This is a genomic window from Streptomyces sp. NPDC047028, from assembly GCF_040644095.1.
Classification (GTDB): domain Bacteria; phylum Actinomycetota; class Actinomycetes; order Streptomycetales; family Streptomycetaceae; genus Streptomyces.
Genome location: NZ_JBEYVS010000001.1, coordinates 227,349 through 245,658 on the forward strand (window position 1 = coordinate 227,349; position 18,310 = coordinate 245,658).

Sequence of the window (18,310 nt, forward strand, 5' to 3'; positions counted from 1 at the left end):
TACAGAGTCGGGCGTCAAATAGCGGGCGCCCCTGACTGAAGGATCTGATCCACACATGCTGATCGCTCAGCGTCCCTCGTTGACCGAAGAGGTCGTCGACGAGTTCCGCTCCCGGTTCGTGATCGAGCCGCTGGAGCCGGGCTTCGGCTACACCCTCGGCAACTCCCTGCGCCGTACGCTCCTCTCCTCGATCCCGGGTGCGGCGGTCACGTCCATCCGCATCGACGGTGTCCTGCACGAGTTCACCACCGTGCCGGGCGTCAAGGAGGACGTCACCGACCTGATCCTCAACATCAAGCAGCTGGTCGTCTCCTCGGAGCACGACGAGCCGGTCGTGATGTACCTGCGCAAGCAGGGTCCGGGTCTGGTCACCGCCGCCGACATCGCGCCCCCGGCCGGTGTCGAGGTGCACAACCCCGACCTCGTCCTCGCCACGCTCAACGGCAAGGGCAAGCTGGAGATGGAGCTGACCGTCGAGCGCGGCCGCGGCTACGTCTCCGCCGTGCAGAACAAGCAGGTCGGCCAGGAGATCGGCCGTATCCCGGTCGACTCGATCTACTCGCCGGTCCTCAAGGTCACGTACAAGGTCGAGGCCACGCGTGTCGAGCAGCGCACCGACTTCGACAAGCTGATCGTCGACGTCGAGACCAAGCAGGCGATGCGTCCCCGTGACGCCATGGCCTCCGCCGGCAAGACCCTGGTCGAGCTGTTCGGTCTCGCCCGCGAGCTGAACATCGACGCCGAGGGCATCGACATGGGCCCGTCCCCCACGGACGCCGCCCTTGCCGCCGACCTGGCGCTGCCGATCGAGGAGCTGGAGCTCACCGTTCGGTCGTACAACTGCCTCAAGCGCGAGGGCATCCACTCTGTGGGTGAGCTGGTCGCGCGTAGCGAGGCCGACCTGCTGGACATCCGCAACTTCGGTGCGAAGTCCATCGACGAGGTCAAGGCGAAGCTGGCGGGTATGGGTCTTGCGCTGAAGGACTCGCCTCCCGGGTTCGACCCGACCGCCGCGGCGGACGCGTTCGGCGCGGACGACGACGCGGACGCCGGGTTCGTCGAGACCGAGCAGTACTGAGCTCGGACCGACGGTCCGTCTTCGGGTGCGGGTGCGCTGTGGCTTGTCGCGCAGTTCCCCGCGCCCCTGTCGGGAGCGCCCCTGCGGGGCGGCTCCCGACTCCTCCGGGGCGCGTCCCCGGATCTCCGACGGGCGACCGCCTGCTCGGATACTGACCTCGGTACCTGATACGGCCGGGGCAGACACCTAGGAGAATCACCATGCCGAAGCCCACCAAGGGTGCCCGTCTGGGCGGCAGTGCCGCGCACGAGAAGCTGCTCCTCGCGAACCTCGCGAAGAGCCTCTTCGAGCACGGCCGTATCACCACCACCGAGGCGAAGGCGCGCAAGCTGCGCCCGTACGCCGAGCGTCTGGTCACCAAGGCGAAGAAGGGCGACCTTCACAACCGCCGTCAGGTGCTCCAGGTGATCACGGACAAGAGCATCGTCCACACGCTCTTCACCGAGATCGGCCCGCGCTACGAGAACCGTCCCGGTGGCTACACCCGCATCACCAAGATCGGTAACCGCCGTGGCGACAACGCGCCCATGGCCGTCATCGAGCTGGTCGAGGCGCTGACGGTCGCCCAGCAGGCGACGGGTGAGGCCGAGGCCGCCACCAAGCGCGCGGTCAAGGAGGCCGAGGAGGCCCCGGTCGAGTCGACCGAGGCGACCGAGGAGTCCAAGGACGCGTAAGGCGTTCTTCGAAGCGGGCCCGTTTCCCTCAAGGGGGAGCGGGCCCGCTTTGCTGTACCTGAGAGGATTCAGGCGTGAGTGATGAAGCAGCGCCCGGGTGGGTTCGGGTTCGACTCGATGTGTCGTACGACGGCAGTGACTTCCATGGCTGGGCCAAGCAGGCCGGGGGGAAGCGGACCGTGCAGGGGGAGATCGAGGACGCCCTGCGGACGGTGACGCGGTCGCGGGAGACGTATGAGCTGACCGTGGCCGGGCGGACGGACGCCGGGGTGCACGCGCGGGGCCAGGTGGCGCACGTCGACCTGCCCGAGTCGGTGTGGCGGGAGCACCACCAGAAGCTGCTCAAGCGGCTGGCCGGGCGGTTGCCGAGGGATGTGCGGGTGTGGGCCCTCGGGCCGGCGCCGAGCGGGTTCAACGCCCGGTTCTCCGCCGTGTGGCGCCGGTACGCGTACCGGGTCACCGACAACCCCGGCGGTGTCGACCCCATCCTGCGCAACCACGTCCTGTGGCACGACTGGCCGCTGGACGTCGACGCCATGAACGAGGCCGCGCGGGCGCTGCTCGGGGAGCACGACTTCGCCGCGTACTGCAAGAAGCGCGAGGGCGCGACGACGATCCGGACGCTTCAGGAGCTGAGCCTGGTGCGGGGCGAGGACGGGATCGTCACCGCGACGGTGCGTGCCGACGCCTTCTGTCACAACATGGTGCGGTCGCTGATCGGCGCGCTGCTGTTCGTGGGGGACGGGCACCGGGGACCGGAGTGGCCCGGGAAGGTGCTGGCCGCGGGGGTCCGGGACTCGGCCGTGCACGTCGTACGGCCGCACGGGCTGACCCTGGAGGAGGTCGGCTACCCCGCCGACGAGCTGCTGGCGGCCCGGAACAAGGAGGCCCGCAACAAGCGCTCGCTCCCGTCGGCGGGGTGCTGCTGAGGCCTACTGGCTCGCCGCCGACGCCTGGGCCTGGCCGCGGCGCCAGATCTGGCGGAAGGTGAACTCCTGGAGGTCGTCGCCCGCGGAGAACACCTTGGTGTCCTTCTTGGTGACGTTGTGGCCGTTGGTGAAGCCGGCGATCGTGAAGTAGGCGTAGCGGCCGACGGTGTTGCGGGTCGAGCGGCAGATGGCGCCGTCGCAGAACGTCTTGACGCCCTTGCCGGCGAGGGAGCGCACGATGCTCTTGTCGTCGGTCCGGGCCTTCGCCTTCGCCGCCTGTGCCTCGGTGTCGAAGACGGCGACACCGACGGTGACCGCGATGTCGCCCTTGGTGTACGTGGCGCGGACCAGGCGGGTGCAGCCGTTGGCGGTGAGGACCTTCGGCAGGGTGGCGTCGGCGGCCGAGGCGCAGTTCTTGGTGTCGGCCGTGGCGCCCTTCTTGTACACCGTGCTGTTCATGGTCAGCTGGGTGCCGGGGAAGAGGGTGGCGGGGCCGAGCGGCGCGGTGTCCTTCTTCACACTGGATATGAAGTCCTTCGGATCCAGCGGGGGCGGGGCGCTGGTGGGCGCGAAGGACGGCGCCGAGGCCGTGCCGCTGGGCAGGGCGGCGCTGGGGGGCAGGTTCGTGGGCCGGCCGGAGGCGGTGTCGTCGCCGTTCGCGGACACGACGGCCATCGCGACGGCGGTGCCGATCGCGATCGTGGCCAGCGCGCCGCCGCCGATGAACAGCCACTTGCGGCGCTTGTTCCGGGTCTCCGAGGCCTCCGCGAGGGCGGCCCAGTCCGGACTTCCGTCGTCGCCGCCGCTGTTCCACGGCTGCTGCTGGGAATTCGGTTTCCAGGGATCCCACTGAGACTGGGGTCCCCCCTGCCCGTAACTCATGGGGCGCATCTTAGACGGGGGGCGCGGGGTGCTGGTGCGCGTAAGGCGGCATGCCGTCTTTGTCCGGCGATGGGGTGTCGCCGGGCTTTCCGGGGACACGGCGGTGACATGCGGGGGACATGTCGGAGGGTCTCGTTTTGACCCGTCCGGGGGCGGCCCGGTAGCCTACTGCTTCGTTGTGTATTGGCTTGCTCATTCTCACGGGACGGGCCCTTACACCGGTCCACCGGGCCGATGACCAGCGACCAGCACGCGGTATGCGTCACCGCGGTGCGGTCAAGGCTGTCGTGATCGTTTCGGTGACCTGTTCAGGACCATTCACTCGAAGCGAAGGCTACGAACCGTGCGTACGTACAGCCCCAAGCCCGGCGATGTGACGCGCCAGTGGCACGTCATCGACGCTCAGGACGTCGTCCTGGGTCGTCTGGCCTCCACCGCGGCCTCCATTCTCCGCGGCAAGCACAAGCCGATCTACGCGCCCCACGTCGACACCGGTGACTTCGTCATCATCATCAACGCCGACAAGGTGCACCTCTCCGGCAACAAGCGGACCCAGAAGATGGCGTACCGCCACTCCGGCTACCCGGGCGGTCTGCGCTCCGTCCGCTACGACGAGCTGCTGGACAAGAACCCGGAGAAGGCCATCGAGAAGGCCGTCAAGGGCATGCTCCCGAAGAACTCCCTGGGCCGTCAGATGCTCTCGAAGCTGAAGGTCTACAAGGGTGACCAGCACCCGCACGGCGCGCAGCAGCCGCAGCCGTTCGAGATCACCCAGGTCGCGCAGTAAGTCCGGCCACCCCCTAAGACTGAAGAGAATCTGAGGAGCATCGTGGCCGAGACCACTGCCGAGCAGCCGCTCGAAGAGCTTGACATCGACAGCTACACCACCGAGTCCGAGGTCCCCGTCGAGGGCGAGTACACCTCGGAGTCCATGGCCTCCCACTTCGGCGAGCCGCAGCCGGCCGCCGGCCTGGGCCGCCGCAAGAACGCCATCGCCCGCGTCCGGATCATCCCGGGCTCCGGCAAGTGGAAGATCAACGGCCGCACCCTTGAGGACTACTTCCCCAACAAGGTGCACCAGCAGGAAGTCAACGAGCCCTTCAAGGTGCTGGAGCTCGAAGGCCGTTACGACGTCGTCGCCCGCATCGCCGGTGGCGGTGTCTCGGGTCAGGCCGGTGCGCTCCGTCTCGGTGTCGCCCGCGCGCTGAACGAGGCCGACGTCGACAACAACCGCGGCCCGCTGAAGAAGGCCGGCTTCCTCAAGCGCGACGACCGTGCGGTCGAGCGCAAGAAGGCCGGTCTGAAGAAGGCCCGCAAGGCCCCGCAGTACAGCAAGCGCTAAGGCTCGCCTGCTCGTACTCCGAACGCCCCGGCGGCACGCCCTGTGTGCCGCCGGGGCGTTCGTTTATCCCGGCTCAGGGCGTATAACGACACAAGGCGCTCAAAGTCTTGCGTGACATTCAGCTCGCGTGACATTCAGCTTTGCAGGAGGACAAGTGGGACGACTCTTCGGCACGGACGGCGTGCGCGGCGTCGCGAACGCGGACCTGACGGCCGAGATGGCGCTCGGCCTCTCCGTCGCGGCGGCGCACGTGCTGGCGGAGGCGGGCACCTTCGCGGGCCACCGGCCGAAGGCCGTGGTCGGCCGGGACCCGCGCGCGTCCGGGGAGTTCCTGGAGGCCGCCATGGTCGCCGGGCTGGCGAGCGCGGGCGTGGACGTCCTGCGGGTCGGCGTCCTGCCGACACCGGCGGTCGCCCACCTCACCGGCGCGCTCGGCGCCGACCTCGGCGTGATGCTGTCCGCCAGCCACAACGCCATGCCGGACAACGGCATCAAGTTCTTCGCCCGCGGCGGCCACAAACTCGCCGACGAGCTGGAGGACCGTATCGAGGCCGTGTACGAGTCCCACCGGCACGGCGAGCCCTGGGAGCGGCCCACCGGAGCCGGCGTCGGGCGGGTCCGGTCGTACGACGAGGGCTTCGCGAGCTACGTCGACCATCTGCTCGGCGTCCTCCCCAACCGGCTGGACGGCCTGAAGATCGTCCTGGACGAAGCGCACGGCGCGGCCTCGGGGGTCTCGCCGCAGGCGTTCACCCGGGCCGGCGCCGAGATCGTCACCATCGGCGCGGAGCCGGACGGCCTCAACATCAACGACGGCTGCGGCTCCACCCACCTGGGCAAGCTCAAGGCCGCCGTCGTCGAGCACGGCGCCGACCTCGGCATCGCGCACGACGGCGACGCCGACCGCTGCCTGGCCGTGGACCACACCGGCGCCGAGGTCGACGGCGACCAGATCCTCGCCGTGCTCGCGCTGGCGATGCGGGAGCGCTCCGTGCTGCGGGCCGACACCGTCGTCGCGACCGTCATGTCCAACCTGGGCTTCAAGCTCGCGATGGAGCGGGCCGGGATCCAGCTCGTGCAGACCGCCGTCGGCGACCGGTACGTGCTGGAGGAGATGAAGGAGCACGGCTACGCCCTCGGCGGCGAGCAGTCCGGGCACGTGATCGTGCTGGACCACGCGACGACGGGCGACGGCACGCTGACCGGGCTGCTGCTGGCGGCACGGGTCGCGGAGACCGGGAAGCCGCTGCGGGAGCTGGCGGCGGTGATGGAGCGGCTGCCGCAGGTGCTGATCAATGTTCCGGACGTGGACAAGTCGCGCGTGCGGACGTCTGCGGATCTCGCTGCGGCGGTGTCCGAGGCCGAGCGGGAGCTCGGGGCGACCGGGCGGGTGCTGTTGCGGCCCTCCGGGACCGAGCCGTTGGTGCGGGTGATGGTGGAGGCGGCCGATATCGAGCAGGCTCGGTCTGTGGCGGGGCGGCTGGCTGACGCGGTCAAGTCTGCGCTGGGCTAGGGCCTCGTAGTGCCGGGGACTGTGCGTTACGGGGTGCGGGTTTCGTCGTGGCTTGTCGCGCAGTTCCCCGCGCCCCTGGGGGCCCTGCGCTAGTTGAGACGTGCCCTTTGTTTGGCCCAGAAGTATTTCTGGGCCAGCAACGTGAGGGTTCCCGCCAGGACGATGCCGCCCAGGTTGGCGAGGAGTTGCCAGGTCGAACCCCAGGTCTGCGCGTAGTCGCCGTAGCTGAGGGCTACGGCGGCGTTCGCGGCGGCGGGGACGGTCGTCACGGAGATCGCCACGCCGATCAGGGCCCCCGACTTGGCGGACGTGAGGGACAGCGTGCCGGCGATGCCCGCCAGGAACGCCACGACGAAGGACATCGCGTCCGGATTCCAGATGAACGCGGTGTTCGGCCGGGCCGCCTCCACCATCGACCTCTCAAACAGCCCCAGCGCGTCCAGCAGCCAACTGAAGCCCGCCGTCAGCGCCATCGCGGCGGCGAAACCGGCGAGCAGCGCCCACAGTGAGCGCCACACTCGCTGTGGTGCACGCCGCACCAGAGCCGTGGAGATCCCGGCCAGCGGCCCGAACTCGGGCCCCACGGCCATCGCGCCGACGATCAGAATCGCGTTGTCGAGCATCACACCGCAGGCCGCGAGCATGGTGGCCACGGCCAGGAACGCGACGTACGTGACGTTCAGCGTCGACTCCTCGTGGGTGGCCTCGGCCAGGTGCTCCCAGAGCACCGCGTCCGCGCCCTCGCCCGGTGCCTCCGCCTCGGCCCTGTCGGCGCGGCGGGACAGGGAGAGGTCGATGTCCTCCACGGAGATCGAGCCGGTCTCGTCCAGGCCCAGGTGCCGTAGGCCGGCGATGAGTTCGTCGCCGGCCTCGCGCGCCACGTCGCACATCACGACGTCCCCGGCCGGATCGCGGGCGGCGCCCGGCAGCACCACCAGGTGGGTGCTGCCGACGGTCTTCTCGATCAGACGGACCACGTCGTCCGTGCGGTCGGCGGGGGCGATCAGGCGCAGATGCAGCATGGGGAGTTTCTAGCAGGGGCTCCTAGAGCTTGCGGAGCCTGAGGCGCTGCACCTTGTGGTCCGGGCCCTTGCGTACGACGAGGGTGGCCCGGCCCCGGGTGGGGGTGATGTTCTCGACGAGGTTGGGCTTGTTGATCGTCCGCCACTGGGCGCGCGCGTAGTCCAGGGCCTCCTCCTCGGAGACCTGGGTCCACTTCCTGAAGTACGAGGACGGGTCCTGGAAGGCGGTCTGGCGCAGCTTCTTGAACCGGTTGAGGTACCAGCGCTCGACGTCGTCGGCGCTCGCGTCGACGTACACGCTGAAGTCGAAGTAGTCCGCGAGGCCGACCCGGGTGCGGCCGTCCTGACCGGGCAGGGCGGGCTGCAGGACGTTGAGGCCCTCGACGATCAGGATGTCCGGACGGCGTACCGTGAGCCGCTGGTCGGGGTCGATGTCGTAGCGCAGGTGGGAGTAGACGGGGGCGGTGACCTCGGCCTTGCCGGCCTTGATGTCGGCGACGAACCGGGTCAGCGCCCGGCGGTCGTAGGACTCGGGGAAGCCCTTCCTGGACATCAGCCCGCGCGCCTGGAGTTCCCGGGTGGGCAGCAGGAAGCCGTCGGTCGTCACGCGCTCCACGCGCGGGTGCTCCGGCCAGCGGGAGAGCAGGGCCTGGAGCAGCCGGGCGACGGTCGACTTTCCCACGGCGACGGAGCCGGCCACCCCTATGACGAACGGGGTGCCGGACTGGGTGCCCTGCTCGCCGAGGAAGGTGTTCAGCGCGCCGCGCAGGCCGTCGGTGGCGCCGACGTACAGGTTGAGCAGCCGGGACAGCGGGAGGTAGATGTCCCGCACCTCGTCGAGGTCGATGACGTCACCGAGTCCGCGCAGCCGCTCGACCTCCTCGGCGGTGAGCGGCAGGGGCGTCTTGTCACGCAGCGCGCTCCACTCGGCGCGGGTGAGGTCGACGTAGGGAGTCGCCTCCGGCCGGGACCGGTGGGCGCTCCGGGGCATCGAGGGGACCGGAGAGATCACAGTCCATTGTTAACGGAGTTCGCGCCGCGTGGCGGGTGGGCTCGGTCACGCTGGGCCGGGTGGGGTGAGGAAAGGGGGGAGCAGGGGTGGCGAAGAGGCGGTAAGAATTTCCGAATCCGGGCACGCTTCGCCCGTTTCCGGCGGTGCGTGGACCGTAGGCTGCCGCTCATGTGCGGAATCGTGGGATACGTGGGATCGCAGTCGGCCCTCGACGTCGTGATGGCCGGACTGAAGCGGCTGGAGTACCGGGGGTACGACTCGGCGGGCGTCGCCGTGCCGGCGGACGGCGGCCTGGCCGCGGCGAAGCGGGCCGGGAAGCTGGTCAACCTGGAGAAGGAGCTGGTCGACCGGCCGCTGCCGGCCGGCTCGACGGGCATCGGGCACACCCGCTGGGCCACCCACGGCGGGCCGACCGACGCGAACGCGCACCCGCACCTGGACAACGCCGGCCGGGTCGCCGTCGTCCACAACGGGATCATCGAGAACTTCGCGGCGCTGCGCGCGGAGCTGGCCGAGCGCGGGCACGAGCTGGCGTCCGAGACGGACACCGAGGTCGTGGCGCACCTGCTGGCCGAGGAGTTCTCCTCGTGCGCGGACCTCGCCGAGGCGATGCGGCTGGTGTGCCGGCGGCTGGAGGGGGCGTTCACGCTGGTCGCGGTGCACGCGGACGAGCCGGACGTGGTCGTGGGCGCGCGGCGGAACTCGCCGCTGGTGGTGGGCGTTGGAGAGGGTGAGGCCTTTCTCGCCTCGGACGTCGCCGCGTTCATCGCCCACACGCGGTCGGCGATCGAGCTGGGCCAGGACCAGGTGGTGGAGCTGCGCCGGGACGGCGTGACGGTGACGGGCTTCGACGGCCGTCCCGCGGAGGTCCGTTCGTACCACGTCGACTGGGACGCGTCGGCCGCGGAAAAGGGGGGCTATGACTACTTCATGCTCAAGGAGATCGCCGAGCAGCCCAAGGCGGTCGCCGATACGCTGCTGGGCCGGATCGACGCCTCCGGTTCGCTGAGCCTGGACGAACTCCGCATCGGCGCGGCCGAGCTGCGCGAGGTGGACAAGGTCGTCATCGTGGCGTGCGGTACGGCGTTCCACGCGGGGCTCATCGCCAAGTACGCCATCGAGCACTGGACGCGTATCCCGTGCGAGGTGGAGCTGGCGAGCGAGTTCCGCTACCGGGACCCCATCCTGGGCCCGCGCTCCCTGGTGATCGCCATCTCCCAGTCCGGGGAGACGATGGACACCCTGATGGCGCTCCGGCACGCCCGCGAGCAGGGCTCGAAGGTGCTGGCGATCTGCAACACCAACGGCTCGACGATCCCGCGCGAGTCGGACGCGGTGCTGTACACGCACGCCGGCCCGGAGGTGGCGGTCGCCTCGACGAAGGCGTTCCTGACGCAGCTGGTGGCGTGCTATCTGGTCGCCCTCTACCTGGGCCAGGTGCGCGGGACCAAGTGGGGCGACGAGATCCGCGCCGTCGTCCGCGACCTGTCCCGGATCTCCGTCGAGGTCGAGCGGGTCCTGGAGACGATGGAGCCGGTCCGGGCTCTGGCGCGCACGCTGGCGGCGAAGAACACGGTGCTGTTCCTCGGCAGGCACGTGGGCTATCCGGTCGCCCTGGAAGGCGCGCTCAAGCTCAAGGAGCTGGCCTACATGCACGCCGAGGGCTTCGCGGCGGGCGAGCTGAAGCACGGCCCGATCGCCCTGATCGAGGAGGACCTGCCGGTGGTCGTCGTCGTCCCCTCCCCGCGCGGCCGCTCCGTCCTGCACGACAAGATCGTCTCCAACATCCAGGAGATCCGGGCGCGGGGTGCGCGGACGATCGTCGTCGCGGAGGAGGGCGACGAGGCGGTCGTCCCCTACGCCGACCACCTCATCCGCATCCCCGCCACCCCCACCCTCCTCCAGCCCCTCGTGGCCACGGTCCCCCTCCAGGTCTTCGCCTGCGAACTGGCCACGGCCCGCGGCAACGAGGTCGACCAGCCCCGCAACCTGGCGAAGTCGGTGACGGTGGAGTAGGGGCCTGTCTCCGCCCCGGTCAGCGGGGCGGGGGAGGCGTGACGGGCCCGGCGGACGCCGCGGGGGTTTCCGCGGCGGTCGTCACGGCCTTCGCGGACCCTGCGACGGTGTCGTCGGAGCCGGCCGTCGCGGCTCCGGCAGTGGCGGCCTCCGCGGTCGTGATGGTCCGGCGCAGGACGTCCCGGGCCGCGGCGATCTCGGCCGAGCGCCGGTCGAGGGCGCGCAGCTGGGCGCGCAGGGCGTCCAGCACGCCCGGGCAGGGCCGGACGCCGGCGTCGGCACCGGTGCAGGGGAGGACCTGCCGGATGACGCGGGTGGGCAGACCCGCCGCGAGCAGGGCGCGGATGCGCAGCACCGTCCCGGGGGCGGTGTCGTCGTAGCTCCGGTACCCGTTGGGCCGGCGCTCCGGCCGGAGCAGGCCGGCGCGTTCGTAGTGGCGCAGGAGGCGTTCGCCGGTCCCGGTCCGCCGGGCCAGTTCTCCGATGAGCACCGGGCGTCTCTCCTCTGGCACTTGACCTTCCAACGGTGTCAAGGAGCAACAGTGGCCACGCCCGCCGCATTCCGGCGGCCCCGCTCGCCCTTGGAGGAACCGGTGATCATCGATGCTCACAGTCATGTCCACGACCCGGTGGAAGGCCACCTCGCCGCCCTGGACGACGCGGGGGTGGACCGCGCGGTGCTCTTCGGCACCCGGCCGCACCCGGAGCGGGCCGTCGATCTGGCTTCCCTGCGGCGCGAGATGAGCGTCCTCGACGCTGCCCTGTCCGGTCGCGGGAACGGCGTCGAGGGCCACCGCGACGCCTGGCGGGAGCTGCACGAGACCCTGGCGGCGCATCCGGACCGGTTCATCGGATTCGGCTCCGTCCCGCTGGACCTGCCGGCGGAGGACATCGCGGCGCTGGTCGAACGCGAGGTGGTGGGGCGGGGGCTGGCCGGCATCGGGGAACTCACGCCTCCCGCGGGCCGGGCCGCCCTGATCGAGCCCGTGCTCGCCGCGGCGCGGGACCACGGCGGGCTGCCCGTCGTCGTCCACGGCTTCGCCCCCACCACCGCGAGCGACCTGCGCACCCTGGCCCACCTCGCCGCCCGCTATCCCGCCGTACCGCTGGTCGTCAGCCAGCTCGGCGGGGCGAACTGGATGGACGCCGTCGAACTGGTCCGGGACACCCCGAGCATGTACCTGGAACTCTCCACGGCGAGCATCGTTTTCGCGGTACGACTGGCCATCCGCGAGATCCCCGACCGCACCCTCTTCGGCTCGGACGCCCCCTACGGCGACCCGGTCCTCGCCCGCACCACCGTGGAACGGGTCACCCGCCCCGGCGAGGTCCGCGACCGGGTACTCGGCGGAACCCTGGGCCAGTTGCTGGGCATTCTGTGAACGGGGCGCGCGAATGATTGATCGTTTTTTCGTCGCTCGAATGGGTGAACGCATTTCGGAACGACGGACAAGGCGCTCCTTGATCCACGAAGTTGCGCTCATGGTCACATCAGCTCACGAGGGGATGCACCGCATCTTCCAGGAGCGCCCAGAGATCCTGACTCCCGTGTTCACCGTGCTGGGCGTACCCCTGCCCGCGAAGGCGACCGTGGACGCCGTCACGACCGACGTGACGGAGACGCGCCCGCTGGAACGCCGCGTCGACACCGTGCTGCGCATCGGCCCCTCCGACGGCGAGGACTTCCTGCTCGCCATCGAAGCGCAGTCGACGAGAGTTCCGGGCAAGGAGGCGAGTTGGGCGTACTACGTCGCGTACCTCCAGGCGAAGTACCGCCTGCCGGTGCTGCTGCTCGTGGTCTGCCAGGACGCCGCCACGGCCAAGTGGGCGTCCGGCCCCTTCGACTGCGGGGCGCGCGGCTGGACGGCTCTGCGGACCTACCCGATGGTGGCCGGACCGGACAACCTGCCGGTGTTCACCGACGTCAGGACCATCGCCAAGAACCTCGCCCTGGCCGTTCTCTCGGCGCTGGCACACGCCCGAAGTCCCGAGGGCGGCGCCATACTGGAGGCAATCCACACAGCCCTTCAGGAACTCCAGGACACGGACCCGGAAACCGCCGGGTACTTCACGGACTTCATGGAAATCAATCTGGGTGACACCCCAGCTGGACAGAAGTGGAAGGAAATCATGTCGTCGTTCGTCAGCTACTTCCCCGGCCGTGGGACCGTCCGCGAAACCGCCTACCTGGAGGGCAAGGCCCAGGGCATCGCCGAGGGCCGCGAAGAGGGCCGTGAAGAGGGCCGTGAAGAGGGCATCGCCGAGGGCCGGGCCGAGGACCGGGCTTCGCTCGTCCTGCGGGTCCTGGAGAAGCGCGGCGTCTCCGTCTCCGCAGAGGCGCGCGAACGCGTCACGTCCTGCACCGACCTCGACACCCTCGCGGTCTGGTTCGACCGGTCGTTGTCGGCCACGGCGGCCGAGGAACTCTTCGGCGACGACGCGAACGTCCCGGCGAGCCCCGAAGGGAGCTGAACCTGGCAGGGGGAGCGGCGGGTGGGTCGTAGGGTGCGGGGATGAGTGTTGTCGGGGTCGGGATCGATGTGGCTGAGATCGAGCGGTTCGGGGCGTCGATGGAGCGGACGCCCGGGCTGGCCGAGCGGCTGTTCGTCGAGAGCGAGTTGCTGCTGCCGAGCGGGGAGCGGCGCGGGGTCGCGTCGCTGGCCGCTCGGTTCGCCGCCAAGGAGGCGCTGGCCAAAGCTCTCGGGGCGCCGGGCGGGCTGCACTGGACCGACGCCGAGGTGTACGTGGAGGACAGCGGGCAGCCGAGGCTGCGGGTGAAGGGCACCGTGGCCGCGCGGGCGGCCGAACTCGGCGTCCGGGTCTGGCATGTGTCGCTCAGCCATGACGCGGGGGTGGCGTCGGCCGTGGTGATCGCCGAAGGCTGAGTCGGGCGCCTCCGGTGCGGTCCGGTCCGGTGTGACGGTCGTGAGGTTCGGGGAGACTCGGACGCATGCGTACTGCGTACAGCGTGGAGACGGTAAGGGCGGCCGAGCGGGCGCTGATGGCGGGGCTGCCGGAGGGCGCGCTGATGCAGCGGGCCGCCGCCGGGCTGGCCGCCGCCTGCGCCCAACTGCTCGGGCGGGTGTACGGCAGCAGGGTGGTGCTGCTGGTCGGCAGCGGGGACAACGGCGGGGACGCCCTGTACGCCGGGGCGCGGCTGGCCCGCCGGGGTGCCGGTGTCACGGCCGTACTGCTGGCCGGCGAGCGCACCCACCCCGGAGGACTCGCGGCGCTGCGGCGCGCCGGCGGCTCCGTGGTGGCGCCGGGCGGCGCCGAGGACGTCATCGGGCGGGCCGATCTCGTCATGGACGGAATCGTCGGGATCGGCGGAAAGGGCGGCCTGCGGCCGGATGCGGAGGCGCTGGCCGCCGTCGTCGCGCGGTCCTCGGCCCGTGTCGTCGCCGTCGATCTGCCCAGCGGGGTCGACGCCGACACCGGCGAGGTGCACGGTGCCGCACTGCGCGCCGACCTGACCGTGACCTTCGGAACGCACAAGCCCGGCCTGCTCATCGACCCCGCGCGGGACCACGCCGGGTCCGTGCGGCTCGTCGGCATCGGACTGGAACTGCCCGCCCGGCCCGAGCTGGAGGCGCTGCAGCACGCCGACGTGGCGCGGCTGCTGCCGGTTCCGGCGGCGGAGAGCGACAAGTACCGGCGGGGTGTCGTCGGTATCGCCGCCGGGTCGGCCCGCTATCCCGGCGCGGCCGTGCTCGCCGTCTCCGGGGCGCTGCGAGGCGGTGCCGGGGCCGTGCGGTACGTCGGTCCGGCCGGGGACGCGGTCATCGCCCGCTTCCCCGAGACGCTGGTGTCCGACCGGGGCCCCGAAAAGGCGGGGCGCGTGCAGGCGTGGGTGGTCGGGCCGGGCGCCGGGGACGACGCGGCGACCGTGGCGGAGGTGCTGGCCACGGACGTACCGGTGCTCATCGACGCGGACGGCCTGCGGCTGGCGGACCGGGACGCGGTACGGGGGCGTCGGGCACCGACCCTGATGACACCGCACGCCGGCGAGGCGGCCGCGCTGCTGGGCGTGCCGCGGGAGGAGGTCGAGGGGGCGCGTCTGGCCGCGGCGCGTGAACTGGCGGCGGTCTACCGGGCGACGGTCCTGCTGAAGGGGTCCACGACGCTGGTCGCCGACCCGGGTGGCGACCGGCCGGCCCGGGTGAACGCCACGGGCACGGGGTGGCTGGCGACGGCGGGCAGTGGTGACGTGCTGTCGGGGCTCGCCGGGTCCCTGCTGGCCGCGGGGCTGTCCGCGCTGGACGCGGGGAGTGTGGGGGCCTACGTGCATGGGCTCGCCGGGCGGTTGGCCTCCGGCGGGGGGCCGGTGGGGGCGCACGACGTGGCGGCGTGCATCCCGGAGGCGTGGCGGGACGTCCGCGCCTGAGGGGCGCTGCGGGGCCCTGCGGGGTGCCTCGCCGTCGCCGGGTGCGGGTGCGTTGTGGCCGTTCGCGCAGTTCCCCGCGCCCCTGGCTCGGCAATCTGCAGCTTGGTCAAGAGTGATTCGGGGCCGGTTCCAACGAGGCCGCGGTGGACCGACCAAAGGGGCGCGGGGAACTGCGCAAAAAGCCACAACGCACCCGCACCCGCCGACGGCGAGGCGCCCGCCGCCCTCTGAGACACTGGGGGCGCCATGAGTGAGACTGCAGCTGTGCCGACCGCGACCCTGCGCGCCCGTGCCGAGATCGATCTGGGAGCGCTGCGCGCCAATGTGCGTGCCCTGCGCGCGCATGCGCCGGGCGCGGCCCTGATGGCCGTCGTGAAGTCCGACGCCTACGGTCACGGTGCGCTGCGCTGCGCCCGCGAGGCCGTCGCGGCGGGCGCCTCCTGGCTCGGTACGGCCACGCCCGAGGAGGCGCTGGCCCTGCGCGCGGCCGGGATCCCGGTGCCCGTGCTGTGCTGGCTGTGGGTGCCGGGCGGTCCCTGGCGGCAGGCGATCGAGGCGGACGTCGACGTGTCCGTCAGCGCGCTGTGGGCGCTGCGCGAGGTCACCCGGGCCGCCCGGGAGGCCGGACACCCCGCGCGCGTGCAGCTCAAGGCCGACACCGGTCTCGGCCGCAACGGCTGCCAGCCCGCCGACTGGCCCGAACTGGTCACCGAGGCCCTGCGCGCCGAGCGCGAGGGGCTCATCCGGATCACCGGCCTGTGGTCCCACTTCGCCTGCGCCGACGAGCCCGGTCACGCCTCCATCGCCGCCCAGCTCACCCGCTTCCGGGAGATGCTGGCCCACGCCGAGGGCCAGGGCGTCCGCCCCGAGGTCCGGCACATCGCCAACTCGCCCGCCACCCTGACCCTGCCGGCGTCCCACTTCGACCTCGTCCGCACCGGCATCGCCCTCTACGGCGTCTCGCCCAGCCCCGAACTGGGCACCCCGGCCGACTTCGGGCTGCGCCCGGTGATGACGCTCAGCGCCTCGCTCGCGCTGGTCAAGCGGGTGCCGGGCGGCCACGGCGTCAGCTACGGCCACCACTACGTCACCCCCGGCGAGACCACCCTCGGCCTGGTGCCGGTGGGCTACGCCGACGGCATCCCGCGGCACGCCTCCGGCACCGGCCCCGTGCTGGTCGACGGCAAGTGGCGGACCGTCGCCGGGCGGGTCGCGATGGACCAGTTCGTCGTCGACCTGGGCGGTGACACGCCCGCCGAGGGGGCGGAGGCGGTGCTGTTCGGCCCCGGCGACCGGGGCGAGCCCACCGCCGAGGATTGGGCGCAGGCCTGCGGCACGATCGCGTACGAGATCGTCACGCGCATCGGAACACGCGTTCCCCGCGTCTATGTGAACGGGGCCCACGGGGAACAAGACCGGTAGCCACCCGACCGGACGCGGTTACGGCGGCACCACCAGGCAACACGAACCCCACGAGGCAACACGAACCCCACGAGGCAACACGAACCCCACGGGACCGACCGACTACGGCGAACCACCCCCGCACCACCCCTTTCATCACCCAGCGAACTGCCATACGGCGAAGAGGAGCGGTACGTGAGCGAGAGCAGTGCGGAGGCCGTGGCGGACGTCGTCGCCTCGGCGGCCGCCGCCTCCGCCGCCGGGGCGGCCGGTAGCTGGCGCAAGGCGACCGGTATCGCCGGTGCCGCGATAGGCGTCCTCGCGGCGGGCGCGGCCGCCGGCGTCGCCGTCGAGCGGATGACCGTCGGCCGCGGCATGCGCAGGAAGGCCCGGCTGGCCCTGGACGCGGCCGGCCCGTACGGCACCCTGCGCGGCACCTCGGGCAAGGCGTACGCCGACGACGGCACCGAGCTGTACTACGAGGTCGACGACGTCGAACCCGATCAGGGACCGAACGTCTCCCCGCGCCGCAGGCGGCTGTTCGGCCGCAAGGCACCCGCGCCGGTGACCGTCGTCTTCTGCCACGGCTACTGCCTCGCCCAGGACTCCTGGCACTTCCAGCGGGCGGCGCTGCGCGGCGTCGTCCGGACCGTGCACTGGGACCAGCGCAGCCACGGCCGGTCCGGGCGGGGCGTGGCCCAGACCCGGGACGGGGTTCCGGTCAGCATCGACCAGCTCGGACGGGACCTGAGGGCCGTACTCGACGCCGCCGTACCGGACGGCCCGATCGTGCTGGTCGGACACTCCATGGGCGGGATGACGGTCATGGCGCTGGCCGCGCAGTACCCCGAGCTGATCCGGGACCGCGTCGTCGCCACCGCGTTCGTCGGCACGTCGTCCGGGCGGCTCGGCGAGGTCAACTTCGGCCTGCCGATGGCCGGGGTCAACGCGGTGCGCCGCATCCTCCCCGGGGTGCTGAAGGCGCTCGGACAGCAGGCGGAACTGGTGGAGAAGGGGCGGCGGGCGACCGCCGACCTGTTCGCCGGGATCATCAAGCGGTACTCGTTCGCCGGACGGGACATCGACCCGGCGGTGGCCCGGTTCGCCGAGCGGATGATCGAGTCCACACCGATCGACGTGGTCGCCGAGTTCTACCCGGCCTTCACCGACCACGACAAGACCGAGGCGCTCGCCCTCTTCCGGGAGATGCCGGTGCTGGTGCTGGCCGGCGTGCGGGACCTGGTCACACCGAGCGAGCACAGCGAGGCCGTCGCCGACCTGCTGCCCGACGCCGAACTGGTCCTCGTGCCGGACGCCGGGCACCTGGTGATGCTGGAGCACCCGGAAGTGGTCACCGACCGGCTCGCCGACCTGCTCACCCGTGCGGGTGCCGTGCCCGCAGGGGCTACCGTTATGGGCTATGGAACGACCAGCAGCACCGCAGGACCCCGCTGAGACCCGGCTGACGATCACCTCTCCCGAGCAGATGCGGGAGCTGGGCCGCGACCTGGCCAAGCTGCTGCGCGCGGGCGACCTGGTGATGCTCTCCGGGGAGCTGGGCGCGGGAAAGACGACGCTCACCCGCGGACTGGGCGAGGGGCTCGGGGTGCGGGGCGCGGTCACGTCGCCGACCTTCGTGATCGCCCGGGTGCACCCGTCCCTCGGTGACGGCCCGCCGCTCGTCCACGTCGACGCCTACCGGCTCTCCGGCGGCCTGGACGAGATGGAGGACCTCGACCTCGACGTCTCCCTGCCCGACTCCGTGATCGTCGTGGAGTGGGGCGAGGGGAAGGTGGAGGAGCTGACCGAGGAACGGCTCCAGGTGGTCATCCACCGCGCCGTCGGCGACACGACCGACGAGGTACGGCACGTCACCCTCACGGGTGTGGGCGAGCGCTGGACCGACGCCGGCCTGGACGTACTGGGCGCCTGAGCACTTCAGTCCGGGAGACCGGTGTGCGCCTGCGGGTGCGCTGTGGCTGATCGCGCCGTTCCCCGCGCCCCTTCGGGGCGCGTCGTCGATCCCGCCGGTGGGCTGGAGATCGCCCTCGCTGCCGC

At 71.6% G+C, this 18,310-nt stretch carries 18 protein-coding genes; 14 read left to right on the forward strand and 4 right to left on the reverse strand.

The genetic code is table 11. The annotated features are described in order from the left end of the window. Positions 1 to 55 precede the first annotated feature (55 nt). The 3 genes from ABZ854_RS01145 (at position 56) to truA (ending at position 2,681) form a co-directional block, all read left to right on the forward strand. Positions 56 to 1,078 (forward strand): DNA-directed RNA polymerase subunit alpha, encoded by a 1,023-nt coding sequence (locus ABZ854_RS01145; protein WP_003966937.1) that lies wholly within the window; start codon positions 56 to 58, stop codon positions 1,076 to 1,078. A 200-nt stretch (positions 1,079 to 1,278) separates the two neighbouring features. Next, a complete protein-coding gene (rplQ, locus tag ABZ854_RS01150; protein WP_361202371.1) occupies positions 1,279 to 1,752 on the forward strand; it encodes a 50S ribosomal protein L17 in 474 nt (157 codons plus the stop codon). A 74-nt stretch (positions 1,753 to 1,826) separates the two neighbouring features. Next, positions 1,827 to 2,681 (forward strand): tRNA pseudouridine(38-40) synthase TruA, encoded by an 855-nt coding sequence (truA, locus tag ABZ854_RS01155; RefSeq protein WP_361202373.1) that lies wholly within the window; start codon positions 1,827 to 1,829, stop codon positions 2,679 to 2,681. 3 nt (positions 2,682 to 2,684) lie between these two features. Here the strand turns inward: truA and ABZ854_RS01160 are convergent, their stop codons facing one another. Further along, positions 2,685 to 3,563 (reverse strand): hypothetical protein, encoded by an 879-nt coding sequence (locus ABZ854_RS01160; RefSeq protein ID WP_361202375.1) that lies wholly within the window; start codon positions 3,561 to 3,563, stop codon positions 2,685 to 2,687. Positions 3,564 to 3,906: 343 nt separating this feature from the next. Here ABZ854_RS01160 and rplM point away from each other — a divergent pair, with 343 nt between their 5' ends. The 3 genes from rplM (at position 3,907) to glmM (ending at position 6,418) form a co-directional block, all read left to right on the forward strand. Next, a complete protein-coding gene (gene rplM, locus ABZ854_RS01165; protein WP_137303147.1) occupies positions 3,907 to 4,350 on the forward strand; it encodes a 50S ribosomal protein L13 in 444 nt (147 codons plus the stop codon). Between the two features lie 42 nt (positions 4,351 to 4,392). Further along, the gene (gene rpsI / locus ABZ854_RS01170) at positions 4,393 to 4,905 is read left to right on the forward strand and encodes a 30S ribosomal protein S9 (protein ID WP_129307380.1); all 513 of its coding nucleotides are present in this window, start codon (positions 4,393 to 4,395) and stop codon (positions 4,903 to 4,905) included. Between the two features lie 154 nt (positions 4,906 to 5,059). Continuing rightward, the gene (gene glmM, locus ABZ854_RS01175; protein ID WP_361202378.1) at positions 5,060 to 6,418 is read left to right on the forward strand and encodes a phosphoglucosamine mutase; all 1,359 of its coding nucleotides are present in this window, start codon (positions 5,060 to 5,062) and stop codon (positions 6,416 to 6,418) included. Between the two features lie 89 nt (positions 6,419 to 6,507). Here the strand turns inward: glmM and ABZ854_RS01180 are convergent, their stop codons facing one another. Continuing rightward, positions 6,508 to 7,440 (reverse strand): DUF389 domain-containing protein, encoded by a 933-nt coding sequence (locus ABZ854_RS01180; RefSeq protein ID WP_361202379.1) that lies wholly within the window; start codon positions 7,438 to 7,440, stop codon positions 6,508 to 6,510. 22 nt (positions 7,441 to 7,462) lie between these two features. Then, positions 7,463 to 8,431 (reverse strand): type I pantothenate kinase, encoded by a 969-nt coding sequence (gene coaA / locus ABZ854_RS01185; protein ID WP_361202780.1) that lies wholly within the window; start codon positions 8,429 to 8,431, stop codon positions 7,463 to 7,465. Between the two features lie 189 nt (positions 8,432 to 8,620). Here coaA and glmS point away from each other — a divergent pair, with 189 nt between their 5' ends. Further along, the gene (gene glmS / locus ABZ854_RS01190) at positions 8,621 to 10,468 is read left to right on the forward strand and encodes a glutamine--fructose-6-phosphate transaminase (isomerizing) (protein WP_361202381.1); all 1,848 of its coding nucleotides are present in this window, start codon (positions 8,621 to 8,623) and stop codon (positions 10,466 to 10,468) included. A gap of 19 nt (positions 10,469 to 10,487) precedes the next feature. Here glmS and ABZ854_RS01195 read toward each other — a convergent pair whose 3' ends face one another. Beyond that, the gene (locus ABZ854_RS01195; protein WP_361202383.1) at positions 10,488 to 10,958 is read right to left on the reverse strand and encodes a MerR family transcriptional regulator; all 471 of its coding nucleotides are present in this window, start codon (positions 10,956 to 10,958) and stop codon (positions 10,488 to 10,490) included. Between the two features lie 102 nt (positions 10,959 to 11,060). Here ABZ854_RS01195 and ABZ854_RS01200 point away from each other — a divergent pair, with 102 nt between their 5' ends. The 7 genes from ABZ854_RS01200 (at position 11,061) to tsaE (ending at position 18,185) form a co-directional block, all read left to right on the forward strand. Continuing rightward, a complete protein-coding gene (locus tag ABZ854_RS01200; RefSeq protein WP_361202385.1) occupies positions 11,061 to 11,849 on the forward strand; it encodes an amidohydrolase family protein in 789 nt (262 codons plus the stop codon). Between the two features lie 100 nt (positions 11,850 to 11,949). After that, a complete protein-coding gene (locus tag ABZ854_RS01205) occupies positions 11,950 to 12,939 on the forward strand; it encodes a hypothetical protein (protein WP_361202387.1) in 990 nt (329 codons plus the stop codon). Between the two features lie 41 nt (positions 12,940 to 12,980). Next, the gene (locus ABZ854_RS01210; RefSeq protein ID WP_361202389.1) at positions 12,981 to 13,352 is read left to right on the forward strand and encodes a holo-ACP synthase; all 372 of its coding nucleotides are present in this window, start codon (positions 12,981 to 12,983) and stop codon (positions 13,350 to 13,352) included. A gap of 65 nt (positions 13,353 to 13,417) precedes the next feature. Then, on the forward strand, positions 13,418 to 14,851 hold the full coding sequence (locus ABZ854_RS01215) for an NAD(P)H-hydrate dehydratase (protein WP_361202391.1): 1,434 nt from the start codon (positions 13,418 to 13,420) through the stop codon (positions 14,849 to 14,851). Between the two features lie 246 nt (positions 14,852 to 15,097). Beyond that, positions 15,098 to 16,273 (forward strand): alanine racemase, encoded by a 1,176-nt coding sequence (gene alr / locus ABZ854_RS01220; protein ID WP_361202393.1) that lies wholly within the window; start codon positions 15,098 to 15,100, stop codon positions 16,271 to 16,273. Between the two features lie 174 nt (positions 16,274 to 16,447). Beyond that, positions 16,448 to 17,707: an alpha/beta hydrolase gene (locus ABZ854_RS01225; protein ID WP_361202395.1), complete on the forward strand. Its 1,260-nt coding sequence runs from the start codon at positions 16,448 to 16,450 to the stop codon at positions 17,705 to 17,707. After that, positions 17,673 to 18,185, forward strand: a complete 513-nt coding sequence (gene tsaE / locus ABZ854_RS01230; protein WP_361202397.1) for a tRNA (adenosine(37)-N6)-threonylcarbamoyltransferase complex ATPase subunit type 1 TsaE — start codon at positions 17,673 to 17,675, stop codon at positions 18,183 to 18,185. The genes ABZ854_RS01225 and tsaE overlap by 35 nt, the downstream gene beginning before the upstream one ends. Positions 18,186 to 18,310 lie beyond the last annotated feature (125 nt).